Source organism: Cryptobacterium curtum DSM 15641 (assembly GCF_000023845.1).
In the GTDB taxonomy this organism is placed as follows: Bacteria; Actinomycetota; Coriobacteriia; order Coriobacteriales; family Eggerthellaceae; genus Cryptobacterium; species Cryptobacterium curtum.
Window position 1 is genome coordinate 892,953 of the sequence record NC_013170.1, and the last position, 24,221, is coordinate 917,173.

25 protein-coding genes are annotated in these 24,221 nt (G+C 52.0%); 2 read left to right on the plus strand and 23 right to left on the minus strand.

The window, feature by feature from the left end; all coding sequences use genetic code 11:
• Nucleotides 1–13 precede the first annotated feature (13 nt).
• The 16 genes from CCUR_RS03850 to CCUR_RS03925 form a co-directional block, all read right to left on the minus strand.
• Nucleotides 14–781, minus strand: a complete 768-nt coding sequence (locus tag CCUR_RS03850; RefSeq protein WP_012803169.1) for a ComEA family DNA-binding protein — start codon at nucleotides 779–781, stop codon at nucleotides 14–16.
• A 275-nt stretch (nucleotides 782–1,056) separates the two neighbouring features.
• Nucleotides 1,057–2,289, minus strand: coding sequence for a tRNA uracil 4-sulfurtransferase ThiI (gene thiI / locus CCUR_RS03855; protein ID WP_012803170.1), 1,233 nt, complete (start codon nucleotides 2,287–2,289; stop codon nucleotides 1,057–1,059).
• A 90-nt stretch (nucleotides 2,290–2,379) separates the two neighbouring features.
• The gene (locus CCUR_RS03860) at nucleotides 2,380–2,640 is read right to left on the minus strand and encodes a DNA-directed RNA polymerase subunit omega (protein ID WP_012803171.1); all 261 of its coding nucleotides are present in this window, start codon (nucleotides 2,638–2,640) and stop codon (nucleotides 2,380–2,382) included.
• Nucleotides 2,641–2,654: 14 nt separating this feature from the next.
• The gene (gene gmk / locus CCUR_RS03865; RefSeq protein WP_012803172.1) at nucleotides 2,655–3,224 is read right to left on the minus strand and encodes a guanylate kinase; all 570 of its coding nucleotides are present in this window, start codon (nucleotides 3,222–3,224) and stop codon (nucleotides 2,655–2,657) included.
• Nucleotides 3,224–3,532, minus strand: a complete 309-nt coding sequence (gene mihF, locus CCUR_RS03870; protein ID WP_012803173.1) for an integration host factor, actinobacterial type — start codon at nucleotides 3,530–3,532, stop codon at nucleotides 3,224–3,226. Before mihF ends, gmk begins: the two co-directional genes overlap by 1 nt.
• A gap of 183 nt (nucleotides 3,533–3,715) precedes the next feature.
• Complete coding sequence (gene pyrF, locus CCUR_RS03875) at nucleotides 3,716–4,444, minus strand: orotidine-5'-phosphate decarboxylase (RefSeq protein WP_012803174.1); 729 nt, start codon at nucleotides 4,442–4,444, stop codon at nucleotides 3,716–3,718.
• Nucleotides 4,438–5,355 (minus strand): dihydroorotate dehydrogenase, encoded by a 918-nt coding sequence (locus CCUR_RS03880; protein ID WP_012803175.1) that lies wholly within the window; start codon nucleotides 5,353–5,355, stop codon nucleotides 4,438–4,440. The genes pyrF and CCUR_RS03880 overlap by 7 nt, the downstream gene beginning before the upstream one ends.
• Nucleotides 5,352–6,140: a dihydroorotate dehydrogenase electron transfer subunit gene (locus CCUR_RS03885; RefSeq protein ID WP_012803176.1), complete on the minus strand. Its 789-nt coding sequence runs from the start codon at nucleotides 6,138–6,140 to the stop codon at nucleotides 5,352–5,354. Before CCUR_RS03885 ends, CCUR_RS03880 begins: the two co-directional genes overlap by 4 nt.
• Before the next feature lie 191 nt (nucleotides 6,141–6,331).
• Nucleotides 6,332–7,624, minus strand: a complete 1,293-nt coding sequence (locus CCUR_RS03890) for a dihydroorotase (RefSeq protein WP_012803177.1) — start codon at nucleotides 7,622–7,624, stop codon at nucleotides 6,332–6,334.
• Nucleotides 7,608–8,552 carry an aspartate carbamoyltransferase catalytic subunit gene (locus tag CCUR_RS03895; RefSeq protein WP_012803178.1) on the minus strand — a complete coding sequence of 315 codons (945 nt, stop codon included), beginning with the start codon at nucleotides 8,550–8,552 and terminating at the stop codon, nucleotides 7,608–7,610. Before CCUR_RS03895 ends, CCUR_RS03890 begins: the two co-directional genes overlap by 17 nt.
• Nucleotides 8,552–9,142, minus strand: a complete 591-nt coding sequence (pyrR, locus tag CCUR_RS03900) for a bifunctional pyr operon transcriptional regulator/uracil phosphoribosyltransferase PyrR (protein WP_012803179.1) — start codon at nucleotides 9,140–9,142, stop codon at nucleotides 8,552–8,554. The genes CCUR_RS03895 and pyrR overlap by 1 nt, the downstream gene beginning before the upstream one ends.
• 436 nt (nucleotides 9,143–9,578) lie before the next feature.
• The gene (locus CCUR_RS03905) at nucleotides 9,579–10,112 is read right to left on the minus strand and encodes a 2-oxoacid:ferredoxin oxidoreductase subunit gamma family protein (RefSeq protein ID WP_012803180.1); all 534 of its coding nucleotides are present in this window, start codon (nucleotides 10,110–10,112) and stop codon (nucleotides 9,579–9,581) included.
• A 2-nt stretch (nucleotides 10,113–10,114) separates the two neighbouring features.
• A complete protein-coding gene (locus CCUR_RS03910) occupies nucleotides 10,115–10,930 on the minus strand; it encodes a thiamine pyrophosphate-dependent enzyme (RefSeq protein ID WP_012803181.1) in 816 nt (271 codons plus the stop codon).
• Between the two features lie 2 nt (nucleotides 10,931–10,932).
• Nucleotides 10,933–11,994, minus strand: a complete 1,062-nt coding sequence (vorB, locus tag CCUR_RS03915) for a 3-methyl-2-oxobutanoate dehydrogenase subunit VorB (protein WP_012803182.1) — start codon at nucleotides 11,992–11,994, stop codon at nucleotides 10,933–10,935.
• A complete protein-coding gene (locus CCUR_RS03920) occupies nucleotides 11,994–12,206 on the minus strand; it encodes a 4Fe-4S binding protein (protein WP_012803183.1) in 213 nt (70 codons plus the stop codon). The genes vorB and CCUR_RS03920 overlap by 1 nt, the downstream gene beginning before the upstream one ends.
• Before the next feature lie 65 nt (nucleotides 12,207–12,271).
• A complete protein-coding gene (locus tag CCUR_RS03925; protein WP_012803184.1) occupies nucleotides 12,272–13,132 on the minus strand; it encodes a tyrosine-protein kinase family protein in 861 nt (286 codons plus the stop codon).
• A gap of 262 nt (nucleotides 13,133–13,394) precedes the next feature.
• Here CCUR_RS03925 and CCUR_RS03930 point away from each other — a divergent pair, with 262 nt between their 5' ends.
• Both CCUR_RS03930 and CCUR_RS03935 read left to right on the plus strand, forming a co-directional pair.
• A complete protein-coding gene (locus CCUR_RS03930) occupies nucleotides 13,395–13,979 on the plus strand; it encodes a helix-turn-helix domain-containing protein (RefSeq protein ID WP_012803185.1) in 585 nt (194 codons plus the stop codon).
• Between the two features lie 91 nt (nucleotides 13,980–14,070).
• The gene (locus tag CCUR_RS03935) at nucleotides 14,071–15,855 is read left to right on the plus strand and encodes an AMP-binding protein (protein ID WP_012803186.1); all 1,785 of its coding nucleotides are present in this window, start codon (nucleotides 14,071–14,073) and stop codon (nucleotides 15,853–15,855) included.
• Nucleotides 15,856–16,128: 273 nt separating this feature from the next.
• On the opposite strand, the gene glpX is transcribed toward CCUR_RS03935, so the two are convergent.
• From glpX to truB, 7 genes are all read right to left on the minus strand, one after another.
• On the minus strand, nucleotides 16,129–17,100 hold the full coding sequence (glpX, locus tag CCUR_RS03940; protein WP_012803187.1) for a class II fructose-bisphosphatase: 972 nt from the start codon (nucleotides 17,098–17,100) through the stop codon (nucleotides 16,129–16,131).
• 86 nt (nucleotides 17,101–17,186) lie between these two features.
• Nucleotides 17,187–18,689: an RsmB/NOP family class I SAM-dependent RNA methyltransferase gene (locus tag CCUR_RS07240; RefSeq protein WP_012803188.1), complete on the minus strand. Its 1,503-nt coding sequence runs from the start codon at nucleotides 18,687–18,689 to the stop codon at nucleotides 17,187–17,189.
• On the minus strand, nucleotides 18,682–19,635 hold the full coding sequence (gene fmt, locus CCUR_RS03950) for a methionyl-tRNA formyltransferase (protein ID WP_012803189.1): 954 nt from the start codon (nucleotides 19,633–19,635) through the stop codon (nucleotides 18,682–18,684). The genes CCUR_RS07240 and fmt overlap by 8 nt, the downstream gene beginning before the upstream one ends.
• A 31-nt stretch (nucleotides 19,636–19,666) precedes the next feature.
• Nucleotides 19,667–20,194 carry a peptide deformylase gene (def, locus tag CCUR_RS03955; protein WP_012803190.1) on the minus strand — a complete coding sequence of 176 codons (528 nt, stop codon included), beginning with the start codon at nucleotides 20,192–20,194 and terminating at the stop codon, nucleotides 19,667–19,669.
• 153 nt (nucleotides 20,195–20,347) lie between these two features.
• Nucleotides 20,348–22,276 (minus strand): DNA primase, encoded by a 1,929-nt coding sequence (gene dnaG / locus CCUR_RS03960; RefSeq protein WP_012803191.1) that lies wholly within the window; start codon nucleotides 22,274–22,276, stop codon nucleotides 20,348–20,350.
• 17 nt (nucleotides 22,277–22,293) lie between these two features.
• Complete coding sequence (ribF, locus tag CCUR_RS03965) at nucleotides 22,294–23,223, minus strand: riboflavin biosynthesis protein RibF (RefSeq protein WP_012803192.1); 930 nt, start codon at nucleotides 23,221–23,223, stop codon at nucleotides 22,294–22,296.
• The gene (truB, locus tag CCUR_RS03970; RefSeq protein ID WP_012803193.1) at nucleotides 23,198–24,220 is read right to left on the minus strand and encodes a tRNA pseudouridine(55) synthase TruB; all 1,023 of its coding nucleotides are present in this window, start codon (nucleotides 24,218–24,220) and stop codon (nucleotides 23,198–23,200) included. Before truB ends, ribF begins: the two co-directional genes overlap by 26 nt.
• Between the last annotated feature and the right edge of the window lies 1 nt (nucleotide 24,221).

Sequence of the window (24,221 nt, forward strand, 5' to 3'; positions counted from 1 at the left end):
GTCTGATACCCGATCAAACAGTAATAAAGTCTGCCAGCGCGGCATATTTCTTTTCCCCAATACCCGATACCTGTTTCAAATCCTCCTTGGTGGCAAAACGACCCTCCGTTTGACGATACGTAATAATTTTTTGTGCCGTGCTTTGCCCTACCCCTGGTAGGCTGCATAGTTCATTAGCATCTGCTGTATTGATGTTTACTTTCTGCGTACGCGATGACCCAGCGCTACCCGCTGATTGTGATGAGCTCTTCGATGATGTCGATGTAGATGGCACAGAAGAAGATGCACCAGATTGATTGGTGGCAGTATCATCGGTTGCTAATCCTGGAACATATATCTGCTCGCCATCTTGCACCACACGCGCTAGGTTCAATCCATTGGCATCGGCATCTTCACTCATGCCACCAGCAGCCTCCACCGCTGCTTCAACACGATCCGTTGGTGACAATTCATAGACACCGGGGTTCACAACATGCCCGCTGACATGCACTATCACTTTCTTTTGATCGAATGCAGAATGGGCACGGCTTTCATTGGCTCCGTCAACCTCATCACTATCAACCGCATCATCAGACGAAATCGCTTCGGCCGCAGAAGGCGAAGATTGGGTTTGTGGTATCTCTTCAGAAAGCGCTTTGTGCGCCGCACAGGCAACAATGTTATGAACCATCAAAACCAGCGCAACAAGCACCAGTAGTATCACGCCAGCCAGGGCAGGTCTACTTGCAGACGAAAGATGCAAGCGACTAGTGAGGCGCTCGGACGTGGCGATAAAGGGCATAGGGTCTCCTCGGTAGAGATAATCCCTTCAAAAGGGTCCTTTAAACCTATCTCACGTTATGGACAAACTATGCCGTTAAATGTTGCCGAAATATGGCATTTGTACGGCCGAGGAGTAGCCGCGTCATATGTAATATTCTTACATGGTGCAGAACGTGGTGACTGCGCAGCCGGGGAATAGTCAGTCTGTACAGCACGGCATCTAACATCCTTTACATGGTGTCAGAATGTGACGATTGTGCAGCCGAGGAATAGCCAGCGGGCGTTTAACATCCCCTACATGCTGTCGGAATGTAGCGACTGTGCAGCACGAGGCGGGCGATAAGCTGGACAGGTGTAATCATGAACTTCGGCAGCTGCCACAATTTCCTTAACCCAATCGTCCTGCGGAAATTTTGCCTCTTCAGCAAGAACTTTATCCATCTTTGCATGTGTTTCGGGATTACGCGGCATAAAGAGTGTGCAGCAATCGGGCGCATCCTGACTTGAAATAGGAAATGAACCCAGTCGCTGTGCGTCGGCAATAATCTCTTGCTTATCAGTGCCAATAAGCGGACGAAATATGGGCAGGTTAACAGCAGAAGCAGTTGCGAAAATATTATCGATCGTTTGCGAGGCAACCTGACCTAAGCTTTCGCCAGTTACCAGTGCCCGCGCACCCTCCTGATTGGCAATCGCTTCGGCCACTTTAAACATAAGGCGTCGATACATAATAACTCGCAGTTCAGGAGCCACAGTAAGGGCAATTTCGCGCTGATAGTCACCAAAGGGCACAACATACACGCGTGCAATACACCCATCGTGCTCGAGCAGGTGGGCAATATCATCAACAAGAAACTCACTGGTGGCGCTCGTTTGAGGACGACCACTAAAATGCACCGCTATACAAACAGCACCACGCCGCGCCATCCGCCAAAGCGCAACCGGCGAATCAATACCACTTGAAAGCAGCGCCACAACGCGTCCGCTCGATCCAACGGGCAGACCCCCCACCCCACGTATGCTACGTGCATACACATAGGCAGCCGATTGGATAACCTCAACACCAATCTGAATGTCCATGTCTTTCATCTTTACCGCTTTATCGGGAAACGCCTCGCATAAAGCTGCACCGACCAGCTGATTTATCTGCATGGAATCAATAGGGAAATCGGTGTGATTTCTTCGAGCAGCCACTTTAAACGATTGAAAATCGCCAACATCCACCAGCGCTTGACGAGCTGCTTCAGACATTTCCTCAATGGCGCGCTCGCACTTATATCCACAGGAAACCCGCGCTACACCAGGCACTTTAGCAATGGCTTCTTCGATGGCGCACGCAGTCTCAAAGGTGGTACCTTCTTCAATAAACACCAAAAGACGCCCAGATATACGATGGATCGTAACAATAGGTTGATCGTGCAAAAGCGCCTCAAGATTGCGCAGCAAGCGCATTTCAAACGATGCGCGATTGTGACCTTTCAGGCCAATTTCATGATAATGAACCAAACAGATGCGTTGAAATTCCACGGTATACCCCTGCAAAGATTGGTACATGAAGAAACCCGCCTGCCCAAAAGGGCAACAGCGGGCTGCTTGATTGTTTAAATATGGTGTGACCTAGTGCGCCTGCGCATCAATGGTTGCAGGATCCCAGGAGACTTCCCCCTTGGATATTTCGTCAAACGCAATAGAGAGCGGCTTCTTGTTTGAAGCGCGCGCAATTTCAACAGCAGTCTGCAGCTGAATAGCACGATCGCGCTGACCGCGCAGCATGTCGTTAATATCATGCGCCCGACGCGAAGCAATCGCACAAAGAAGGAACCGGTCGTTATCGGTTTCTTCAAGAAGCTGATCGATCTTTGGTTCGATAAGACTCATAGTTTCTTTGATCCTTATTCTCGTTCCGCCAGCGATTCGATATAAGCGACCAGCTGGTCGGTCGCTTCATCAAGGTTGTCATTAACAACCGTGTAATCATACTTCTTTTTCTGCGCAAGTTCCACTTCCGCTGTCGCCATGCGTTCAGCGATCGCTTCAGGAGTTTCACTTCCCCGACCTTCGAGGCGCGCACGCAGCTCTTCCATACTTGGAGGAGCTATAAAAACCAGATGGCACTCTGGCATATAGCGTTTAACCTGAAAAGCACCTTGTACATCTATTTCAAGAATAACTTGAACACCCGCAGCTAAGCGCTCTTCTACGCTTGCGCGAGGCGTACCATATCGCGCGGTGTGCACCGAAGCCCATTCAAGGAAGCCATCTTGCGCAATAAGATCGTCGAATTGATCGTCAGAAAGAAAGAAATATGAGACACCATCAACTTCCCCGGCACGAGGGGCACGGGTTGTAGCTGAAATGGAAACCCATGCATCGGGGACGCGGTCAAGGACACGCTTTACGAGTGTGCCCTTACCCGCGCCCGATGGACCTGAGATAACGAACAGGTTGCCAGTTCGCGACACTAACCGAGACGCTCCAGCAGGGAAGCTTCCTGGCGCTCGCCGAGACCGCGCAAACGACGGCTTTCAGCAATGTGCAGCTCAGCCATAACTTTCTCGGCCTTAGCCTTGCCATAGCCGGGAAGTGTCTCGATCAAGGTAGAAACCTTCATGCGACCCACAACGGGATCGTCTTTCATACCAAGAACTTTTTCCAAGGTGAGCTTGCCGCTCTTCAGATCGTCGCGGATCTCAGCACGCTTGATACGTGCAGCCTTGGCCTTTTCCAGAGCAGCCTTGCGTTCTTCCGGGGTAAGCTGAGGAATTGCCATCTCCAGATCTCCTTTGCTTTCTCATATGGGCACCCTATTGCGCCTTACCCATAGTAATACAAAAAATCCCTGTTCGTAGCCTTAATTTTTCGCCCGCGGTAATTACACATCCTCAACTGGCATAAATTAACTGTCAGCGGACGGTAAAATCATTCGTTATCTGGCGGTTTCTAGCCTTTTGTATTATTCCAAACTCGAAACAATTTCCTCAAATGCGGCAACGGGATCGCTCGCCTGCGTAATGGGGCGACCAATAACCAGATGCGAGGCGCCCTGAGCAATAGCAGAAGCTGGATCAGCCACACGGCTCTGATCGTCGAGAGCCGATCCACGTGGTCGTACACCAGGTGTCACAATATATGCATCGGGCCCAAGTAGTACACGCAGAGCTGACGCTTCCTGGGGAGACGCAACCACACCGTGTGCCTGCGCGGTATATGCCAAGCGCGCCATGGCTTGCACTTGATCGGCAATCGGCAGAGCAATATTAAGCGATGAAAGAGCAGCTTGATTCATGCTCGTAAGCACCGTAATGCCAAGCATGACGGGAGGTTCACTCCCCCCTTCAGCAGCTGCCTTATTGGCACCCTGTACCGCAGCGCGCATCATTTCTTCGCCGCCTAAGGTATGCATGGTCAACATATCGGCACCGGCATGCGTAGCGGATGCCGCAGCACCAAACACCTGATGTGGAATATCATGGAACTTCAGATCGAGAAATATATTGAAGCCACGTTCTTTTAAATCGTGAATGATAGAAGGACCAAGCGCATAAAAGAGCGTCATGCCAACTTTCAGCCACCGTGCGTGACCAGCAAGTATATCGGCAAGTTCAAGCGCGCGGTCTTTTTCACAATCAAGCGCCACGATAATGCGCTCACGTGCTGGTGCGTTTTGCCATGGAATTAGCATTGCAACCCCCCTACTAAATCGTTGACATCGTCAACACCCTGACGTTCGCAGTAGGCTTGAATACCATCTATCACCTGCTGTGTTGCAAAGGGGTTCATGAAATTTGCCGTCCCGACTGCTACTGCTGTTGCCCCAGCAAGCATGAATTCCACCGCATCGGTGCCATTGGTGATACCGCCCATACCAAGCAGCGGCAGTGAAACAGCGCGGCTCACTTCCCACACCATGCGCAGCGCCACTGGCTTGACGGCTGGACCAGACAAGCCACCCACCACACGGGCAAGAACCGGCGTGCGACTGTCTGCATCAATAGCCATACCGAGCAGAGTATTAATGAGTGAAATAGCATCGGCGCCCGCCGCTTCTGCAGCACGCGCGATTTCAGCAATATCCGTCACATTAGGAGAAAGCTTAACGATCATCGGGCGATTGGTTACAGCACGACAGCCTGACACTACCGTTTCGACGCCATCACACGTCGTCCCGAACGTCATACCACCTGCATCAACATTCGGACAACTGATATTTACCTCGTAAGCACTCACCCGGTCGTCTTCTTCAAGCGCCTCAATAACCTGCACATATTCCTGCGGACTATGACCAGATACATTCACGATAACCGGCACGTCATACTGCGCCAGCCAGGCAAGATCGCCAGCACGCAGAGCAGCAACGCCGGGGTTTTGCAATCCAATGGAATTAAGCATGCCGGAAGGAGTTTCCGCAATACGAGGTGCATCATTTCCCGCCCAGCCTGAAAGGGATACGCCCTTTGTCGTAACCGCACCAAGGATGTCAACGGATACAAACGGATGATATTCACGACCAGCCGCATACGTCCCCGACGCAACCGTCACGGGGTTTTTCATCGCTAGGCCGCCGAGATTAACCGCGAAATTAACCGCTGTCATGACCACACCACCTCACGTGCATTAAAGATAGGGCCATCAACACAGGCGCGTTGTCTTCCTTTCGATGTTTCAACCACACAGGAAAGGCAGGCGCCCACACCACATGCCATGCGACGTTCAAGCGATACTTCGCAATAAACGCCTGCCTGATGTGCTGTATCGGCAATGCGGCGCATGAGTGGTTCAGGTCCGCAGCACGCAACCAGATCATAGTGATGAGCTTCGAGCAATTCAGCAGCAGGAATGGTGCAGAATCCCGCCACACCAGAGCTACCGTCATCGGTAGCAACATGAATGTGTGCTCCCGTTGCTTCAAAGCGATCAAGCGTTACAAGGGTATTCTTTGTTTGAGCGCCAAGCACTACATCAACTACTACCCCAGCGCTCACAAGTACTCGCGTTTGCATAAGCAATGGTGCGGCACCCACGCCGCCTCCCACAATAAGCACCCGCGTGATGTCTTGTGGCAGTGACCACCCCCGACCAACTGGCCCGATATTATCAACCAGCTGGTTTGCAACAAGGTGTGTCATATGGCGGCTACCAAACCCGCGCTCTTGATAGAGAACATCAAGGCAGCCAGACGGAACAACGACATCGTAAATCGAAAAAGGTCGCCGCAGAATATGGCCCTCCATACCCGGCACGCGCAGGTGGATAAACTGTCCCGGTTGAACTGTTTGGGCAATGCGCGGTGATTCGATACGCATGACATACAGGTTTGGACCAACCGCGCTGTTCTCGATAATGCGACCCGTCTCACAGACGAGTTCGGCTCTCTCCATTGCTTCCCCTTAGGTTTTTCTACTGATGGTGGGTATTCATCACTTCAGAATACCCACCAGTTATCCCGTATGCGGGCATGTGCTCGCCTTAAACAAGCCCTGGTCACTGCCGATAATGTGCGCCACTATCGCCTCTATCCACTGCAAGCACGCTTACGCTTAAGACAGATCTCAGTACGTGTTTCTCCTACTTAGACAAGAATTTTGCCGTCCTGCATCTTGGCAACGCCAGCAACATACACATCAGTTGCGCGACCATGCAGCTGAGCGCCGATAAAACCGGAGTTTTTCGCCTTGCTCTGGAAGTCTTCGACCGTGACGGTCCAATTGGCTTCAGGGTCGAAAACCGTCAGGTCAGCTGGACTGTCTGGCTGAATCGATACTTGCTCAACCTGAAGAATACGGCGAGGGGCGATAGCCATCGCTTCCACCATACGAGAACAATCGATAACACCCGTTTCGACAAGCTGGGTCCAAACAAGCGCGAGCGATGTTTCAAGACCGGTCATGCCAAAAGCAGCAATCTCAAATTCGCAATCCTTTTCCCAATCGGTATGGGGCGCATGGTCGGTAGCAATAGCATCAATCGTGCCATTAGCAAGCGCCGCGATAAGCGCGTCGTTGTCGGCCTGTGTGCGTAGCGGCGGGTTAACCTTCAAATTTGTGTTGTACGTTTCATCGAGCGCATCTTCATTCAAGAACAGATGATGTGGAGTAACTTCACACGTAACAGGCAGGCCTTCGGCTTTTGCCCGACGCACCTCTTCAACACCGCGCGCGGTGGTAATGTGCTGAATGTGCAGATGAGTCCCGGTAAGGCGACAGAGGGCAATATCGCGTGCGATCTGGAGTTCTTCACCCGCTGCGGGCCAGCCAAGAATACCAAGGCGAGTTGACGCAGCACCTTCGTTGATTTGTCCCGCTCCAACGAGACCAGTATCTTGGCAGTGCGACATAACTGCTCGCCCGAACTGGTGCGCATAATCCATGACTAAGCGCATAATGCCCGCATCTTGTGGACTTCCCCCATCATCGGTGAATGCCACCGCACCGTGCTTGACCATATCTCCCATTTCGGAAATGATCTCACCCTTGCGACCATGCGTCAGAGTGCCAGAAACATGAACGCGACAAGCACCTTCGCGGGCGGCAATACCTTTAACCGCTTCGACCGCTACCCCATTATCAATGGCTGGTTCAGTGTTCGGCATACAGCAAACTGCCGTAAAGCCACCATGCACTGCTGCACGGGTACCGCTTGCAATATCTTCTTTCTGCTCGCCGCCGGGCTCGCGTAAATGAACATGCATATCTACCAAGCCAGGGACAAGATACTTACCTGACAGGTCACGTACGGTCGCACCTTCTGTCGCGAGGTCGTGGCCAACCTCGACAATACGGCCGTCTTCGATACGTACATCACACACGCCATCGAGCGCCACCTGCGGATCAACAACATGCGCTCCTTTAAGCAGTAAAGCCATTTTCGCTCCCTCCCAGCAGCAGATACAGCGCTGCCATACGTGTGCAGATACCGGCATACACCTGATCGAGAATCATCGAACGACTCGGGTGATCTGCCATGTAACTATCAAGTTCAACACCGCGGTTGATGGGCCCCGGATGACAAATAATGGCATCAGGACGCATTAGTTGTTCGCGTTGACGCGTAAGTCCGAAAAGCATGTTGTACTCACGCAGACTCGGGAATGGTGCTCCCTCTAACCGTTCACGCTGAATACGCAGCATATATACGACATCCAGTTCAGGCAAAACCGCATCAAGATCGGCGGTAACCGCATCGGCACCGAGCAATTCTGGCATAGCCGGCAACAAGGTATTCGGTGCAATCAAGGTGACGGTACAACCCATAATTTTTAACGCCGGTACAAGCGAGCCCGCAACTCGTGAATGACCGATGTCACCCACAATACCAACCGAAAGACCCTCAAGCGTTCCTTTCGCCCGCCAAATGGAAAACAAATCCAAAAGCGCCTGAGTGGGGTGATTGTGCTTGCCGTCGCCTGCATCAATCACAGCCGCATCGGTATGCTGCGAAATTAAATGGGGAACACCAGCATGTTTGTCACGCACAATGACCATATCGATTTTGTAGGCATCAAGCGTTTCAAGGGTATCAACAAGACTTTCGCCCTTCACTAACGACGTACTCTTGCCCCCAAAGTTCAAGCTATCGCACGATAAACGCTTTTCAGCCAGTTCAAAGCTTGAACGCGTACGGGTCGACGGTTCATTAAACATATTGACAACCGTCATGCCCTTGAGCAGCGGCACCTTCTTAATCTTGCGTTCATTGACTTCCATGAAGGAAACCGCAGTTTCAAGCAGTTGCATAATGTCATCTGCCGAATATTCGCGAATATCAATGAGATTCTTATGATTGAAAGCCATTACTCATTCCCTCCCAAAGGAGCCGCACCGGCACGCGACCCCGGCTCAACGGTAAAAACGTCCACCTCAGATCGTCCGTCGACTTCCTCAAGGAACAGACGCACGCTTTCATCAGCTGCTGATGGCACGTTTTTACCAACGTAGTCAGCACGAATGGGCAGCTCGCGATGACCACGATCAACAAGCACGGCAAGCTGTACGGTCTGTGGGCGTCCAAGGTCCATGAGCGCATCGAGCGCTGCACGGATCGTGCGACCGGTAAAGAGAATGTCATCGACAAGCACAATATGCTTGCCGTCGATATCAAAGGGGATGTTTGTACCATGTACCTCGGGGGCAAGGTGAGTAAGATAATCGTCGCGATAGAAGCTGATATCTAGATGGCCTAAGGGAATGTCCACCCCCTCAATATCTGCTATCTTACGAACGAGTTTTTCAGCTAGCATGTCACCACGTGTGACGATACCAACCAGCGCCAAATCCTTGGTGCCATGGTTCACTTCCAGCACTTGATGTGCAATACGTGTCAGCGAACGTTCGATTTCTGCAGCATCCATGCACACAGAACTCGCTTGTCGGTTTCTGTTCATACACACTCCTCTCAGTCATGAGTGCGTACAGAACGACCTTGTGCCGATGGGACGCCCCCGCTCCATCGTGCCCGCCGCAGGGCATAAAAAATGCCTTTGCGACAGACAAAGGCTCCTCGTTCAAGAAAGACGCTTTAGCTTTTACTACACGCGCCTTGCAAGCCTTGTCGGTCTCTCTGTACCGCTTTTAAAGACGCTTGCATATAACCACAGATAGGCGCGCTTGGCAAGGAAAAGCACGAAGATACAATATCCTCGTGCTTTTATTCTTTACCGCTGCTTTTCCGTACCATACAGGAATTCTTATTAAGCAGTACCTACCTCAAGTTTGCGAAAGTCCCGTCATGTGCGCGTGTCCGCCAGACCCGTCAAGTAGGTAAGCAGCCAGTAAGATAGAGGACGCCATCAAGTCCACCATGAGCAGCTATGACGAAAACTACAGCTCTATCCCTAAGGCCAGTGCCTTCTGATTGGGCTCGAGCAGATTTTTTTTGCGCGCTGGGATAACGGCGCGCAGCGCTTCATCAATACTTTCCCGCTTACAAAAGCCCGTCTCACGGAAGGCTTTACCCGTAAGAATGACGTTAGCGAGTTTTGGAAAACCGTTTTCTTCAGCCAGATGTGTCGCAGGCAGGCGATATATGGTGATGTCATCACGCCCATCGACCTCTTCAACAAGAGTGCTATCAACAATCAGCAACCCACCTGGTTTGATAGTCCCCATGAATTTCGCCACACTGGGTTGGTTCATGGCAATAACCACATCCGGATCGGTCACGAGCGGGCTGCCAATAGGCGTATCCGAAACACAAACGCTACAGTTGCAGGTGCCACCACGCATTTCAGGACCATAACTTGGAAGCCAAGAGACTTCTCTTCCTTCCTGCAAGCCTGCCTGAGCAATGATTTTACCTGCAAACAGAAGCCCCTGTCCGCCAAAACCAGCAAGGATGAATGAGGTCTGCGCCATAGCTAGTCTTCCTTCTTGCCTGCCTGCGCACGAGCCGCAGCAGCATCGCTCGCAGTATCAAAACCTTCAGCAACAACGTCGCGGTACACCCCAAGCGGATAGTATGAAAGCATGTTGTCTTCCATCCAATTGATCGCCTCTAAGGGAGTCATACCCCAGTTGGTGGGACATGTACCGACAATTTCGATCATGGTATAGCCACGGTTTGCGAGCTGATATTCAAACGCTTTGCGAATAGCGCGCTTGGCCTTCCGCACCTGTGCGGGATTACCCACCGAAACACGTTCGAGATACGCAACGCCGTCAAGCTGAGCAAGCAGCTCACAAACGCGAATAGGAAATCCCGCTTCAGCCACATCACGCCCATAGGGGCTTGTCTGCGTTACTTGCTGCGGTAGTGTAGTAGGTGCCATCTGCCCGCCGGTCATACCATAGATAGCATTGTTGTAAAAAATGACCGTAATATTTTCGCCACGGGTAGCAGCATGAATGGTTTCAGCCATACCAATGCTTGCGAGGTCGCCGTCGCCCTGGTAAGCGAATACGGCATTGTTGGGAAGTACGCGTTTGACAGCAGTTGCGACAGCGGGAGCGCGCCCATGTGCCGCCTCTATCATGTCGCATCCAAAGTAGTCGTATGCCATCACACTGCAACCGACCGGTGCTACGCCAACCGTCTTGCCTTCGATATCAAGTTTATCCATTGCTTCTGACACAAGACGATGAACGATACCATGCCCACAGCCGGGGCAATAATGTGTTTGAACGGGCAACAGCGATGCTGGCCGCTCGAAAATAACTTTTTCTGTTTCTGCCATGGTTACACCGTCCTCTCAGCCGCGCGCTCAATAGCGGCAAGAACGCCTTCAGGAGTAGGAATCATGCCACCCGTGCGACCATAGAACGAAACCGGACGTTCGTCGTGAATCGCTAAGCGAATATCATCAATCATCTGCCCCATGCTCATCTCAACGGAAAGAAATGCCTTCACATGGTCAAGCATTTCCTGCAAAGCATCGTTAGGATATGGCCAAAGCGTGATCGGACGCAGTAAGCCGGCTGATATACCTTCCTCACGTGCCTTCAAAACGGCACTGCGCGCAATACGAGCACTGGCACCAAATGCCACAACAACATATTCGGCATCTTCAAGCATGAACCCTTCGAAGCGCTGTTCGGATTGTTCAATGCGTTCGTAGCGTTCGTAGCGTGCAAGTAAGCTTTTCTCGAGCTTATCAGGCTTGAGATAGAGCGAGTTTGCAATATTATGCGGCCGAGCACCACCGTGTCCTGATGTCGCCCACGGCTTTTCGGGAAGCTCGCCTTTTTCTTCAGGCAACTTGACTGCTTCCATCATCTGACCCAGCAGCCCATCGGCAAGAATAATTACCGGCATACGATATTCGTCAGCTTTATCAAATGCCAAATAGGTCAGATCAGCCATTTCTTGCACAGTCGACGGCGCGTAGACAATGTGTCGAGAATCACCATGACCCATGGCGCGCGTTGCTTGCCAGTAATCTTGCTGTGAGGGCTGAATACTGCCAAGACCTGGGCCGCCACGCTCAACATTGACGATTACACCTGGAAGATCGGCGCCAGCCATGTAAGAAATCCCTTCACCCTTTAAAGAAATTCCCGGAGAAGAAGACGAGGTCATAGCTCGCGCACCTGCCGCCGCGGCACCATAGAGCATATTGATTGCTGAGATTTCGCTTTCTGCCTGCAAAAAGGCTCCACCAATACGCGGCATAACCTTGCTCATATAAGCAGCGATTTCTGTCTGGGGCGTAATGGGATAGCCGAAGTAAAAGCGACATCCGGCACGCAGCGCAGCAGCTGCGAGCGCTTCGTTACCTTTCATTAAAACCTTATCGCCCATTATCGACTCCTTACGACCGTGATGGCCACATCTGGGCACATCGTTGCACAGCTTGAACAGGCTGTACAGGCTGCTTCATTGGTCAAAATGGCCGGATGATACCCTTTTTCATTGATGCGATCATCTGCTAAGGCGACGATACCTTCAGGGCAGGCATCGACGCACAGACCACATCCTTTGCAATAGGATTCATCAACGATGATTAGAGACACGTCTGCACCCTCTTATATAGTTAGCTTCGATATGCGCGTCTGCTTAAGCGCACGGTAGGGCAAATCTACACCCTGCCCCAAGGCGTATCCCAAGGAGCTTTGACGTATAGTCGCACACCAAAGCGACTTTCGCCGGCGACAGTGTCGCTTTTTTGGGAAACGTCCGTGTAATTTTCACCGGAAACGCCCATTTCGGTGTCCTGCTCCGCCAACAACACGGATTCTTGCAGCATTTCAAGCGGATAGGTAGTTGTCACCAAGGGAAGGCTCAACTTCGTGGACACCACGCGCGCAAACCGCTCCCCTTCTGCAATGACTGCCGCTGTTGTTTCACCAGCAAGATGCGCATTGCTAATCACACCCGTTGCCTGCAAGCGCGCCGCTTCCTCAAGGCTTTGAAGCATTTGCACTGCGGCATCAGCGTCGGGATGTTCTTCACGACAGGCATTGACCACATAGAAAAATTCATAGGAATCGCGTGCGATTGAGGCAGCTAAACGTCCCAACACGCGCGCACCAGCATCGTCGCCACCCGCATCAAGCACCAGTAACCCACCTGGCCGCATACGCGCTGCATCAATGGCCGCCTCGACCTGACCCGAAACAACGGGTGTATCAAGTGACGTTCCGGCAAACGGAGGTGCAATAAGATCAACACTGTGAGTATGTAATACCTCGACACTATCACTTGAGCGGAAATACGGATTCACCACATCAAGATCAGCCAACACTACCTGCCGACCAGCGCGTGCAGCTGCAATAGCTAAGTTAAGCGAAAAGGTTGTCTTGCCAACACCGTAATAGCCGCACACCACAACAATTGAGGGTAGATTACCAAGAGATGTCGGTAGCGTTGGAAGAGCCGCTAGTGCATCGACCTCTGGCATTTCTTTCTTGGCTCTGTTAAATAGCGAAACCTCAGACATCAACCCACCCCCTTCAAAGCGTATGGCAATGGCGATACCGAACGTATTCCACTATTCCTCACGCTATCGCGTAAATGATATGTGGGCGGTAACATAGCACAGGCAGTCCGATCGAGACAATCCTTGAACTGCCAAAAACAGCTCTGCGTGAAAAATCGACGCAGCCACTATCTTTGCGCAAATAGACAATGAAAATGAATTAAAATCAAAAAACCGCAAGCTATAGGCAAGTAGACAGACGAGACTACGAAGGGGGTATGCGATGAACATCGACACACAAGAGGTCGCGCGCCGTATTTGTGCACTGCGCGAGGACATGGGCATCTCCCTGCCAGAGATGGCTCAAGCAACCGGCCGTTCAATTGAAGAGTACATCGCACAAGAAAGCGGTGTGCGTGACTTAACCTTTACCTTTTTAAGTAAAGCAGCTGATCGACTGGGCGTAGATGTTGTCGAATTGCTCACGGGTGAAGCCCCCCATTTGAATGGATACACCCTTACACGTGCCGACGAGGGTCTTTCTATTAAACGGCGCGCCCAATTTGAATACCTTCATAAAGCGCCGTACCTCCACGGCAGAATGTGCGAACCGTTTGTGGTAACAGCACCGTACTCAGCCGGTGAACAGGATAAACCTATCCATCTATCCAATCATGCTGGTCAGGAATTCGACTATGTCATCAGTGGGCGTCTACGCTTTCAGCATGATGAACATATCGAAGAGCTCGGACCTGGAGATAGCGTACTATACGATTCAGGACGTCCACACGGAATGATCGCCATTGATGGCCAACCGTGCGTCTTCCTTGCCTTGGTTATGAAACCCCGCGGACAGCAGATTCTCTAGGCGCCTACCGTTTTGGTTGCGCGCCGCTACCGCCACTCATCCCTATCTGCACACATCAGGGGTTATCCCCCTCTGTCCTGAAAGACATACTATGAGAAACATCAACTTGCACTATGTTGACGAGTCGTTTGACGAAGACGGCATGCTTACCCGCTTCCGCGTTCATTACCCCGATACCTTCAATTTTGGCTATGACGTGGTTGATGATATCGCCGAGGCTGACCCCGCTCGTCCGGCTATGATCTGGTGTAATCCTGAAGGTGAAGAACATCGCTTTACCTTTGCCGACATGAAGCGCTGGTCGGACAAAACCGCAAATATGTTTGCTGAACACGGTATCGGATCAGGCGACATGGTTTTAGTTATCGTACGTCGGCATTATCAATTCTGGTTTATTGCAACCGCGCTTGCCAAGCTTGGTGCGGTCATGGTTCCTGCCACCTTTATGCTGAAGGAACATGATCTTATCTATCGCATCAATCGCTGTGAAGCCAAGGCGGTTGTCTGCACTTCATGTGGCGACATTGCCGAGGTTACCGATGCAGTTGTCAGCGAATGTCCCAGTTTAAAGGCACGATTTATCGTCAACGGCGCCGGCGGCGGCATGATGGACGCTCACGCAGTACGCACAGCTGGCTATGGAAGTGCCTTGTCAGGACCGGACGGTATCTGCAAAGCAGCTGAAGCGCGACCGGGCTGGATCGACTTTAACACCGCTGTACGCGCGGCAAGTGAGCACTTCTCTCGCCGTCAGACAGCTGCAGCAGACCCGATGCTCATGTACTTCTCAAGCGGCACGAGCGGTCAACCAAAGATGGTTATGCACGATTCAGGCTATGCCGTCGCGCATATCTTAACCGCTAAACATTGGCACAATGTCAAAAGTGACGGCGGACTGCACTTTACCATTGCTGATACCGGTTGGGGTAAAGCGGTCTGGGGCAAGTATTATGGCCAATGGTTTATGGAAGCATGCGTACTCACCTATGATTTCGACCGCTTCCATGCCGATGAAATTCTTTCATTGATCGCACGTTATCAGGTAAGCACACTCTGCTGCCCACCAACGATGTATCGCATGTTCCGCGAAGTGGATCTTGACGCTTTCGACCTGTCCAGTCTTACCTATTGCACCACGGCCGGCGAGGCACTCAACCCTGATTTATTTGATTTCTGGAAGCAACACACCGGTCTTGAAATCTTTGAAGGCTTCGGCCAGACCGAAACACCGCTTACCGTTGCAAATCTTACCGGCATGACACCACGCTTAGGCAGCATGGGCAAAGCGGTGCCGCAGTACGAAGTTGAGATTCATCATCCCGATGATACCACCTGCCCAACAGGGGAAACGGGTGAAATCTGCATTCGAATGGATACGAGCACCCACGGTATTATGATGGGCTATTATCGCGACCCTGAAAAGACCGACGCAGCCATCTGCAATGGCTGGTATCACACAGGCGATACTGCTTGGAAAGACGAAGATGGCTACTTCTGGTACGTTGGGCGCAACGACGATGTTATCAAGAGCTCTGGCTATCGCATTGGGCCCTTTGAAATCGAAAGCATCCTTTTGCAGCATGAAGCGGTACGCGAGACAGCAGTTACCGGCATCGCCGATCCACTGCGCGGCTTTGCAGTTAAAGCAACGGTAGTACTTGCTGATGGGTTCGAGGGCACCGATGAACTGACGAGCGAACTGCAACAATGGGTAAAAAATCTGACGGCACCCTACAAATATCCACGCATCATCGATTATGTCGACAAGCTTCCCAAAACTGTTAACGGCAAAATTCGTCGTGTTGCTATCAGGCGCCACGACGAACAAGCAGCGGGTCTCCCTGCCGAAGCTGATAAGAAAGATGGCTTAATCTAGTACGTCCATACTGAAATATGTGCACAGAATTTTGCGGCTCGATCTGAAACGCTAGGAATAGAGAGACTGCTCCCACGCTTCACTGAATCGAGCTGCAAACATTCGGGTTCGATTAAATCGTGTCAAGTGCTGAGCCAACGACCTGCAAGTTTCATCTGAATCAAGCCGCAATACTAATTGAGATTGCAATAAGAAAACCTGCAGGAAGAAAAACAACCTGCAGGTTTCTCGTTCGATCGAGCTGCCATGCGATAAGCAAGCTGCAATACGATCCTAGAGGTGAATCTGACCAGTCTCTCCGCGGTGGCAGCTCCGAATAATACGAGCCGACGAATCATACGCATTGAGCACAAGCGTTTCAATGGATTGCGCACCATCAGAAAACACCTGAACACCCTTGAGTAATTCAGAATTAGTAACACCCGCGCCGATAAACAGTGCATCGTCACTGCGTACTAAATCATCCATCGACAAGACTGCATCAAGATCGATGTCAGTCATCTTTTCAGCACGAGCGCGTTTTTCAACGCCGTCAGGGTCAACTTCAAAACCCAACCGAGCCGAGAAGGCACCACCAACCGCTTTGAGGCCACACGCCGAAAGCACCGCTTCGGGCGATCCGCCAGCACCCATAACGGCATCGACACCGCTGCCCGGCAGTGCAGTGGCAATACACCAGTACACATCACCATCGTCGATAGTCTTCACGCGACATCCCGTTTTATGAAGCTCGGCAATCATGTCAGCATGGCGCGGACGATCGAGAATGCATACGCATACCTCTGAAATGGGCTTATTCAGCGCCTGGGCGATAGCAGCTACGTTATCGGATGGTGATGCATCCACGCTGATCTTCCCGCGACAAGCAGGACCAGCAGCAACTTTCCACATGTAGGTATCCGGCGCATAGAGTAAAGCACCGCGTGGAGCGACTGCAATAGTGCACCACGCAGCAGGGCGGTCGTAGGCGCACAAGTTTGTGCCTTCCAGCGGGTCGACTGCGATATCAATTTCCTCGCCACCACGACCAAGCTCTTCGCCAATAAAGAGCATGGGCGCTTCATCGCGCTCGCCTTCGCCGATGACAATGCGCCCAGAAAAGTCGATGCTATTAAATGCCTCGCGCATAGCTGTCGTAGCAGCCTGATCGGCAGCAACTTTATCGCCTCTGCCACACCAGCGCTCACAAGCGAGAGCAGCCGATTCTGCTACGCGCACGAATTCCATGATACGTTCGGCTTGCATGAAGTTCCATCCTTCCCAATGGCGCAAAGGCGCCCTTCTATCAGCCCACAAAACGAGTTTATTTAGGCAATTTATTATACGCTTCTTCAGTTAATCCGCCGCAGGCGGCAAGCGAAATGCGCGTCACATCCCCCAGCGGTTAATGTTGTCTTAAAAAAGAGCTTCGAAGCACCCCCCACGGGCGTGGGTACAATACGCCACTGCTTACCCGTATCCGAAGCGAGAAATCGTTTTATCACACCTTCGTTTTCTGCGGCACTGACCGTACAGGTTGCATAGGTCAACTGCCCAAAGGGCACCACCAAGCGAGCAGCAGCTGTTATGAGGTCCAATTCAAGTTCGGCAAGTGCCGCAATATCGCGTGGTGCTAGCCGCCAACGTATTTCTGGATGACGGCGCAAGGTACCAAGCCCGGAGCAAGGCGCATCAACGAGCGCCGCTGCAAAGCCGGCATTGAATCGAGCAGGTGACAACGTGCGTCCATCAGCTACAAGCGGGTGTGAAATATGCGCACCATAGCGCTCTGCTCGACTTGAGGCGACATTCATCTTGAATTCATGGTCATCCACACAGGTAAGATCCATCTGCGTGCCAAAACGGCGATACGCATTCGATTGCAGCAAGATGGTTTTCGTCCCGCGCCCTGAACCGACCTCAAGAAACGATGTGGGAGCAACATCGGGTAGCGCCAGTAAAGCAACTGCTTGTGCCGCCGCATCACTAACGAGCAGCTGCCCCTGATCGAATGCACGACGCGCTACGTGCGATGTCACCGTCGAGGCATGTGGCGCCTCAAAACAGCCGGAAATCGTTACCGTTCGCGCAGATGATTCTGTATCGCCTGAAAACTCCTTGTGGGTAGCGAATGCCCCGTGTAGAGAGGACGCCGTCTGTGTAGTAGGTGCTCTGTGGGTAGAGGGCATCCTCTGTGCAGATGATTCACCAGCAGATACAACGGGCAATGTCACCGGTTTAAGCGTAATCTTTTCGCGGGTAAACGCATTTTCAATTGCCGCATCCGACGTACAGAGCGCGTTTACACCAAAGTAAACCGATGCCGGTTCATTACTGGCTGCCATAAATTGTTCCGCTGACGTGCGACCCATCTCGGCGATAAACATCTGTGCCATCCAGAGTGGAAACCCGTACAAGCGCGCAAGTGCAGCATCGTCAGTTTGTGGATCGCCAAAGGGAAACGACTTGCGAGCTGCCATAATGCGACGCAACACCGCATTAGCAAGACGGCGGGCGCGTGGCTGCACAAATGCAGCCAGTTCAACTCCCTGATCAACGGCCACATAGGCATCTTTATTCAGAAAGATAATTTCATAGGTACTCACACGCAGAGCATCACGCAGCTGCAGACCAACATCCCCTGCCCGATCAAGACAGCGTCCAATCACCTCATCAAGAGTGCCAACCGTTGCTACCACGCCAAGAACTAGCACACGGGTAAACGCACGATCAGCAGCATTCAAGCCGCTTTTACCCAATCGCGCATCAAGAAGATCCGAAGCAAATGCTTTGCGCTCACGCGCATCGCGGCCGATCTCTACGGCAAGGCGCCGCGCGCAGGAAAGCTCAGACATCTAATGACTCCCAGGTGATAACCCCACTTTTGATATTTTGAATACCAGCTGCAAAATCACGACCAGTCATTGTGCGCTTACCATCGGGACGAACTTCGTCGATCTCAAGCGCGCCGTCTGAAAATCCCAAGTAAAGTTTCTTTTGAAAAAGTACCGTATGCCCTTCTGAAATGCGCATACGCTCGCGCAATAGACGGCTTGGCTCACGATGAGCACGCACAACCGTGCACGGACGCGACGCAATAAGACAGCGTGCCGGATGCGCTGGCGACGAAGCCTGCACCTTACGGGTAGCGCGACGAACTTCATCGGCAGGTATTAAGTTGAGTTCGCCTTTACCAATTTTATCGGCATAGGTACTAAAGAAATCATCTTGCGCGGTCCATTCAATATGACCCTCTGCAAGCAACGTCAATGCTGTTAAAAGCGCCTGCGAACCAAGGTCGGCTAATTCAGCGGTCAGTTCGACGGTTCCTTTACCGTTAATCTGTGTTGTTCGAACAACACAGTAGTCACCGGTATCAAGCCCCTCTTCCATACGCATAACGCAGACGCCCGTTTCCTCATCGTCGGCAAGGATAGCGCGCTCAATCGGCGCCGCACCGCGCCAGTGCGGCAACAAGGAAGCATGTACATTAAGACAGCCGTATCGCGGAAGCGACAAAATACGCGGCGGAAGAATTGCCCCATACGCCGCAACGCAAATTACCTCTGGTTGCAACGAAGCAATCACATCGTAGATGGCATTATCGCGCAGCGTGGTCGGTGTAAAAACAGGAATACCTGCCCGATCAGCCAACTCACGAACCGGACTCGGTTGAAGTTCACGTCCGCGACCACGCACCGCATCAGGGCGCGTAAAAACACCGACCACTTCGTGATGAGCTATAAGATTGTCCAGTATGGTCGCCGCATACTTTGGGGTGCCCATAAACACGATCCGCACGCGATCCTCCTCCTTGGCGTTTCAGTCGTGCTTAAGCAATGGCTACTTCGCCTGGCTGCGCACCAGCCGCTAAAGCCGCATCGTAGTCGCGCAATGCCGCAATACGTGTAATGGGGTCGCAACTTTCAAAGAGCGTTTTGCCATTGAGATGGTCAATTTCATGCTGCAGGCAGCGCCCGAGCAATCCATCACCTTCGATGGTGCACACATTGCCGTCCAAATCGCGGTATTCGACACGGGCAAACGCACGGCGACGGATAGGCACGGTAATGCCGGGTACTGAAAGGCAGCCCTCCCCTTCAGTTTCCCATTCACCTGCAGTCTCTAAGATCACGGGATTGATAAGCGTAATAGGATTACGCTCTTCCGATTCGGTATCACAGTCGATAACAATAAGTCGCTTCAAGACACCGACCTGCGGCGCAGCAAGACCACAGCCATTATTTTCATACATTGTCTCGGCCATTTGCTGTGCGAGACTTTTAAGGCTCTCATCAGCAATATCAGCTTCCTCCGCACGCTGACGAAGGATTGGATCGGGAGACAGGACGATTCTCATAACCGTCACACCCCTTCTGTTCGTATAGTAAAGCGCCTGCCGGCACTGAGCAATTAACGCTGTTATTGTAGCGAATGAAGACAACGAACAGGCAGGACACCAGCGACAGCGCGAAAAGTCTCCACCAGACTGATGCCATCACGTAAGACGTCGTTACGTTTCCCCAAACGTAAACGTACTGCGATCGCGTTGAGCCTGCCTGCGCACCGCCAAATCACGTTGCATGCCCGCAACCGTCTGAAACAGGAGTTCCCGCTCTTGACTGTCGAGACCGTCTGGACGGGCGAGCTGACTCCGATATGCATCTATCGTATCTGACAAGTCACCTAAAGAAAGTTCTTCAACAAGGTATGCAGCAAAAGCAGCGATATCAGATGGATCGGGAGAACGACTTACTAATAACACCGTTGCATCAGGGGCACGTTGAGTAATGGCAGCAGCAGCTTCAGCTGGTGAAGCAGTCGGGTTTTTCGCCACACAATCTAAGAGAGCATCGGCAGCCTGCGCATGAAGTGCTTCATGCCAGTTTGTCTGAGCAAGCGCATCCGCATGGGTAAGCGTCAGGTGCGGATGATGAGCACAGACGCGTATCAGCGCGGCTTCAAAACGACGACGTGTCCGTTCGCTCTGCGGTAAAGCAGCAGGCTTGACCGACGAGGTCGTTTGCGGTTGAGATGACAATGCAACCTGACGATCTTGATGATCTGCGTTGCGCGAAGAACTTGACGACGAAGCAACCTGCGCACGGCGAGGTGGCTGCAGGCGTGAAAGACGTTCAAGCGCATCATCTTCACGAAAATGAAGACGCCCCGCAATCTGCACAGCATAATCCTGCGCAAGCAGAGAATCCTTAATAGGTGCAAGTAAAGCCAACGCATCAGCAAATGCAGCCGTCCGCCCCTCGGGCGTTGAAAGGTCAAACTGAGCAAGATGGCGATCGATACCGAAAGCGATTAACGGTTTTGCCTGTTTAAGCTCCGCTCGTAATTCATCAGCACCATACTTGTCGACAAAATCGGCCGGATCAAGGCCATCAGGCAAAGTACAAGCCAGTAGGTCTATCCGAACCTTTCCCGCCTCAGGTGTCATAGATTCATCGATAAACCCAAGCGCACGATCCGTTGCTCGCTGACCAGCTTCATCGCCATCGAACAGGTATATAACGCGCTGACCAGCATGGCGTGATAATGAACGAATATGCTGTGTGGTCAACGCCGTTCCTAAGGTTGCCACCACGTTTTTAACCCCCGCCTCAGACAGCGCGATGACATCGGTATACCCCTCAACCACAATCGCCTGGCCGCTGGCAGTCATAGCTGCCTTAGCGGCATCAAGACCAAACAGAATATTTGATTTATGGAACAAGGGAGTATCCTGGCTGTTGAGGTACTTCGGTTCGCCCGACCCAACAACACGCCCGCCAAAGGCAATACATTCCCCCTGTTCGTCGTGAATGGGAAACATAATGCGATTAAAAAACCGATCACGGGGCGTCGCGTTGTCACGGGAAACAACGACATTGGCATCGACCATTTCTTTGACCGTATAACCGCGCGATCGCAGATGGCGCATAAGAACACCATGACCCGGTGCAAACCCTAAATGCCAGTGAGCAGGAACCTGACCGCCAAGACCGCGCGACGCAAGATAGCTCCGTGCCGCATCGGCTTCAGGAGATTTCAAGCGCATGAGCTGCTGATGATAAAAATCACGCGTTTCCTGACACACACCCCGCAGGCGTTCTTTGTAGCTGCGTGAAACCCCACCGCGGCCACCACTTTCATGTAGTTCAATGTGGGCACGATCAGCTAGACGACGTACCGCATCAGGAAAGTCAATGTCTTCAGTTTTCATGACGAATGAGAACACGTCACCATGCTCGTGACACCCAAAGCAATAGAACTGCTGCGTGGCTGGATCTATCTTGCACGACGGCGATTTTTCGTCATGGAAGGGACAGCAACACCAGAAATCACGACCCCGCTGACGCAGGGGAACCCGCTCTGAAAAGAGTGAAACGAGATCCGTAGCGGCACGCACCTTTTGTATGTCTTCATCGCTGATGCCCGCCACGCGTGCCATCCCTTTCGTTATCTGTGTTACACCTTCATATTATCGCGTACCCATTGAATATTACCCATGACGGTATCAATCAGCTCTTGGGTACTCGAGAAGCGCATCATCGGCCGTAAGCGGTGATGAAATTCCACCCAAATTGTCTCGCCATACATTTCTTGATCGAAGTCGAGAATATGCACCTCGACATTAGCGGTGGTTGAATCGGCAAACGTTGGTGCAACCCCGTTGGAAATAGCTGCCGCATAGCGCTTGCCAGCTACGATAGCATATCCGGCATACACCCCTTCAGCGACAACAAACCGCTCAGACGGCACCGTAAGATTTGCGGTTCGAAAGCCAAAATCGCGCCCATCCGAACGGCCTGGCCTCACCGTTTCGTGCAAGGCATAGGCACGCCCGATCAGGCGGTTCGCCTCTTCAACCCATCCATCAGCAAGAAGCCCTCTAATGCGCGTGGCAGTAATAATATCGCCATCTGCTGATTTTAAATCATAGGCACAGATAGACGTACCCGATTGGTGTGCCCACGTTTGAAGGTCGTCAACCGTGCCTTGCGCGCGCGCTCCAAAAGCAAAGTCGCACCCAACATGCAGAAAAGCTGGCGAGTAGACACCAAATGTTTTCTCAAGAAAATCCTGCGGTGAAAGTGCTGCAAGGGTACGTGTAAACGGAAGCACACACACCGCATTAACACCGGATTGAGCTAACAAAGCAAGGCGATCTTCGTTTGATAGCAATTTCTTGAGTTTATCGGGAGCAAAAATCTCATCAGGGTCACGATCAAACGTCAGTACGATGCTGCGGCTGCCTGCCTCGTGCGCCGCCTTTTTAGCAGCATCAATAAGAAACCGATGGCCGGTATGAACCCCATCAAAGACACCAAAGCAACAGGAAGACCCCGCGAAGAGAGTATGATCAAATGTCTCATCGACGGTATATATCGAACCCACGATTCACCCCCGTTGCAAATCCACAGGCACTTTTAAATACGGCACAACTCGCATCGTATTCATAGATAGCAATAAGCTTATTGTCGGCAACGATACCAATCTGCTCCCCTGCAGAAACGGGCGTTTCGTCGAGAAAGAAGCCACTTGTGCAGGAAGAATTGTAAGCACCTATCGTATGCGCATCAAAGGCAACAAGCTGCCTGTTATCAATAACTAACGGACGCCCGTGTGCAACATCATTTGCTTGACCATCCCCGGCAAAGAGAATGCGCCTATTGAGTAACGTAAGCGGATCTAAAGCTGACGTGTGTGGATTGCGCTCAATTTCATCAAGGGTCAAGCAATCCTCAACCGCTAAAGAGCCACTTCTTAACCGACGAAGACTACCCACATGAGCACAGGTTCCAAAGGCTAACCCCGCATCGCGTGCTATGGAACGCACGTACGTCCCCGCTGATACCTCTGCGCGCACGCACCACGACACCATGTCCTCGGTCTGTTCAAAACCCACGAGGTCAAGCTTGTAAATTTCAATGGGACGCAACGCTAATTCGATAACGTTGCCCCGACGCGCTTCAGCATACGACTTCTTGCCATTAACCTTAATAGCTGAATAGGCTGGTGGCCGCTGATGTTGAGTTCCCAACTGGCTATCGAAATAAGCACGAACTGCCGCTTCGTTTCCGACAGACACCGGAACAGGCAACTGTTCAATCACTCGACCCTGCGCGTCGTCAGTATCAGTTGCCGCACCAAACACTACGGTAAACTCGTATTCTTTTCGATGTCCCACGAGAAAACGATCAAGCCGTGTCGCCGGTCCAACACACACCGCCAGAGCACCCGTTGCAGCCGGATCAAGCGTGCCGGTGTGTCCTACGCGGCGCTCTCCATAGATACGCCGTATGCGGTCAACCACATCGTGACTTGTCATACCAGCCGGTTTATCCACCCCAATAACAAGAGAATATCCCGAGGCCTCACGCCTCTTTCCCACG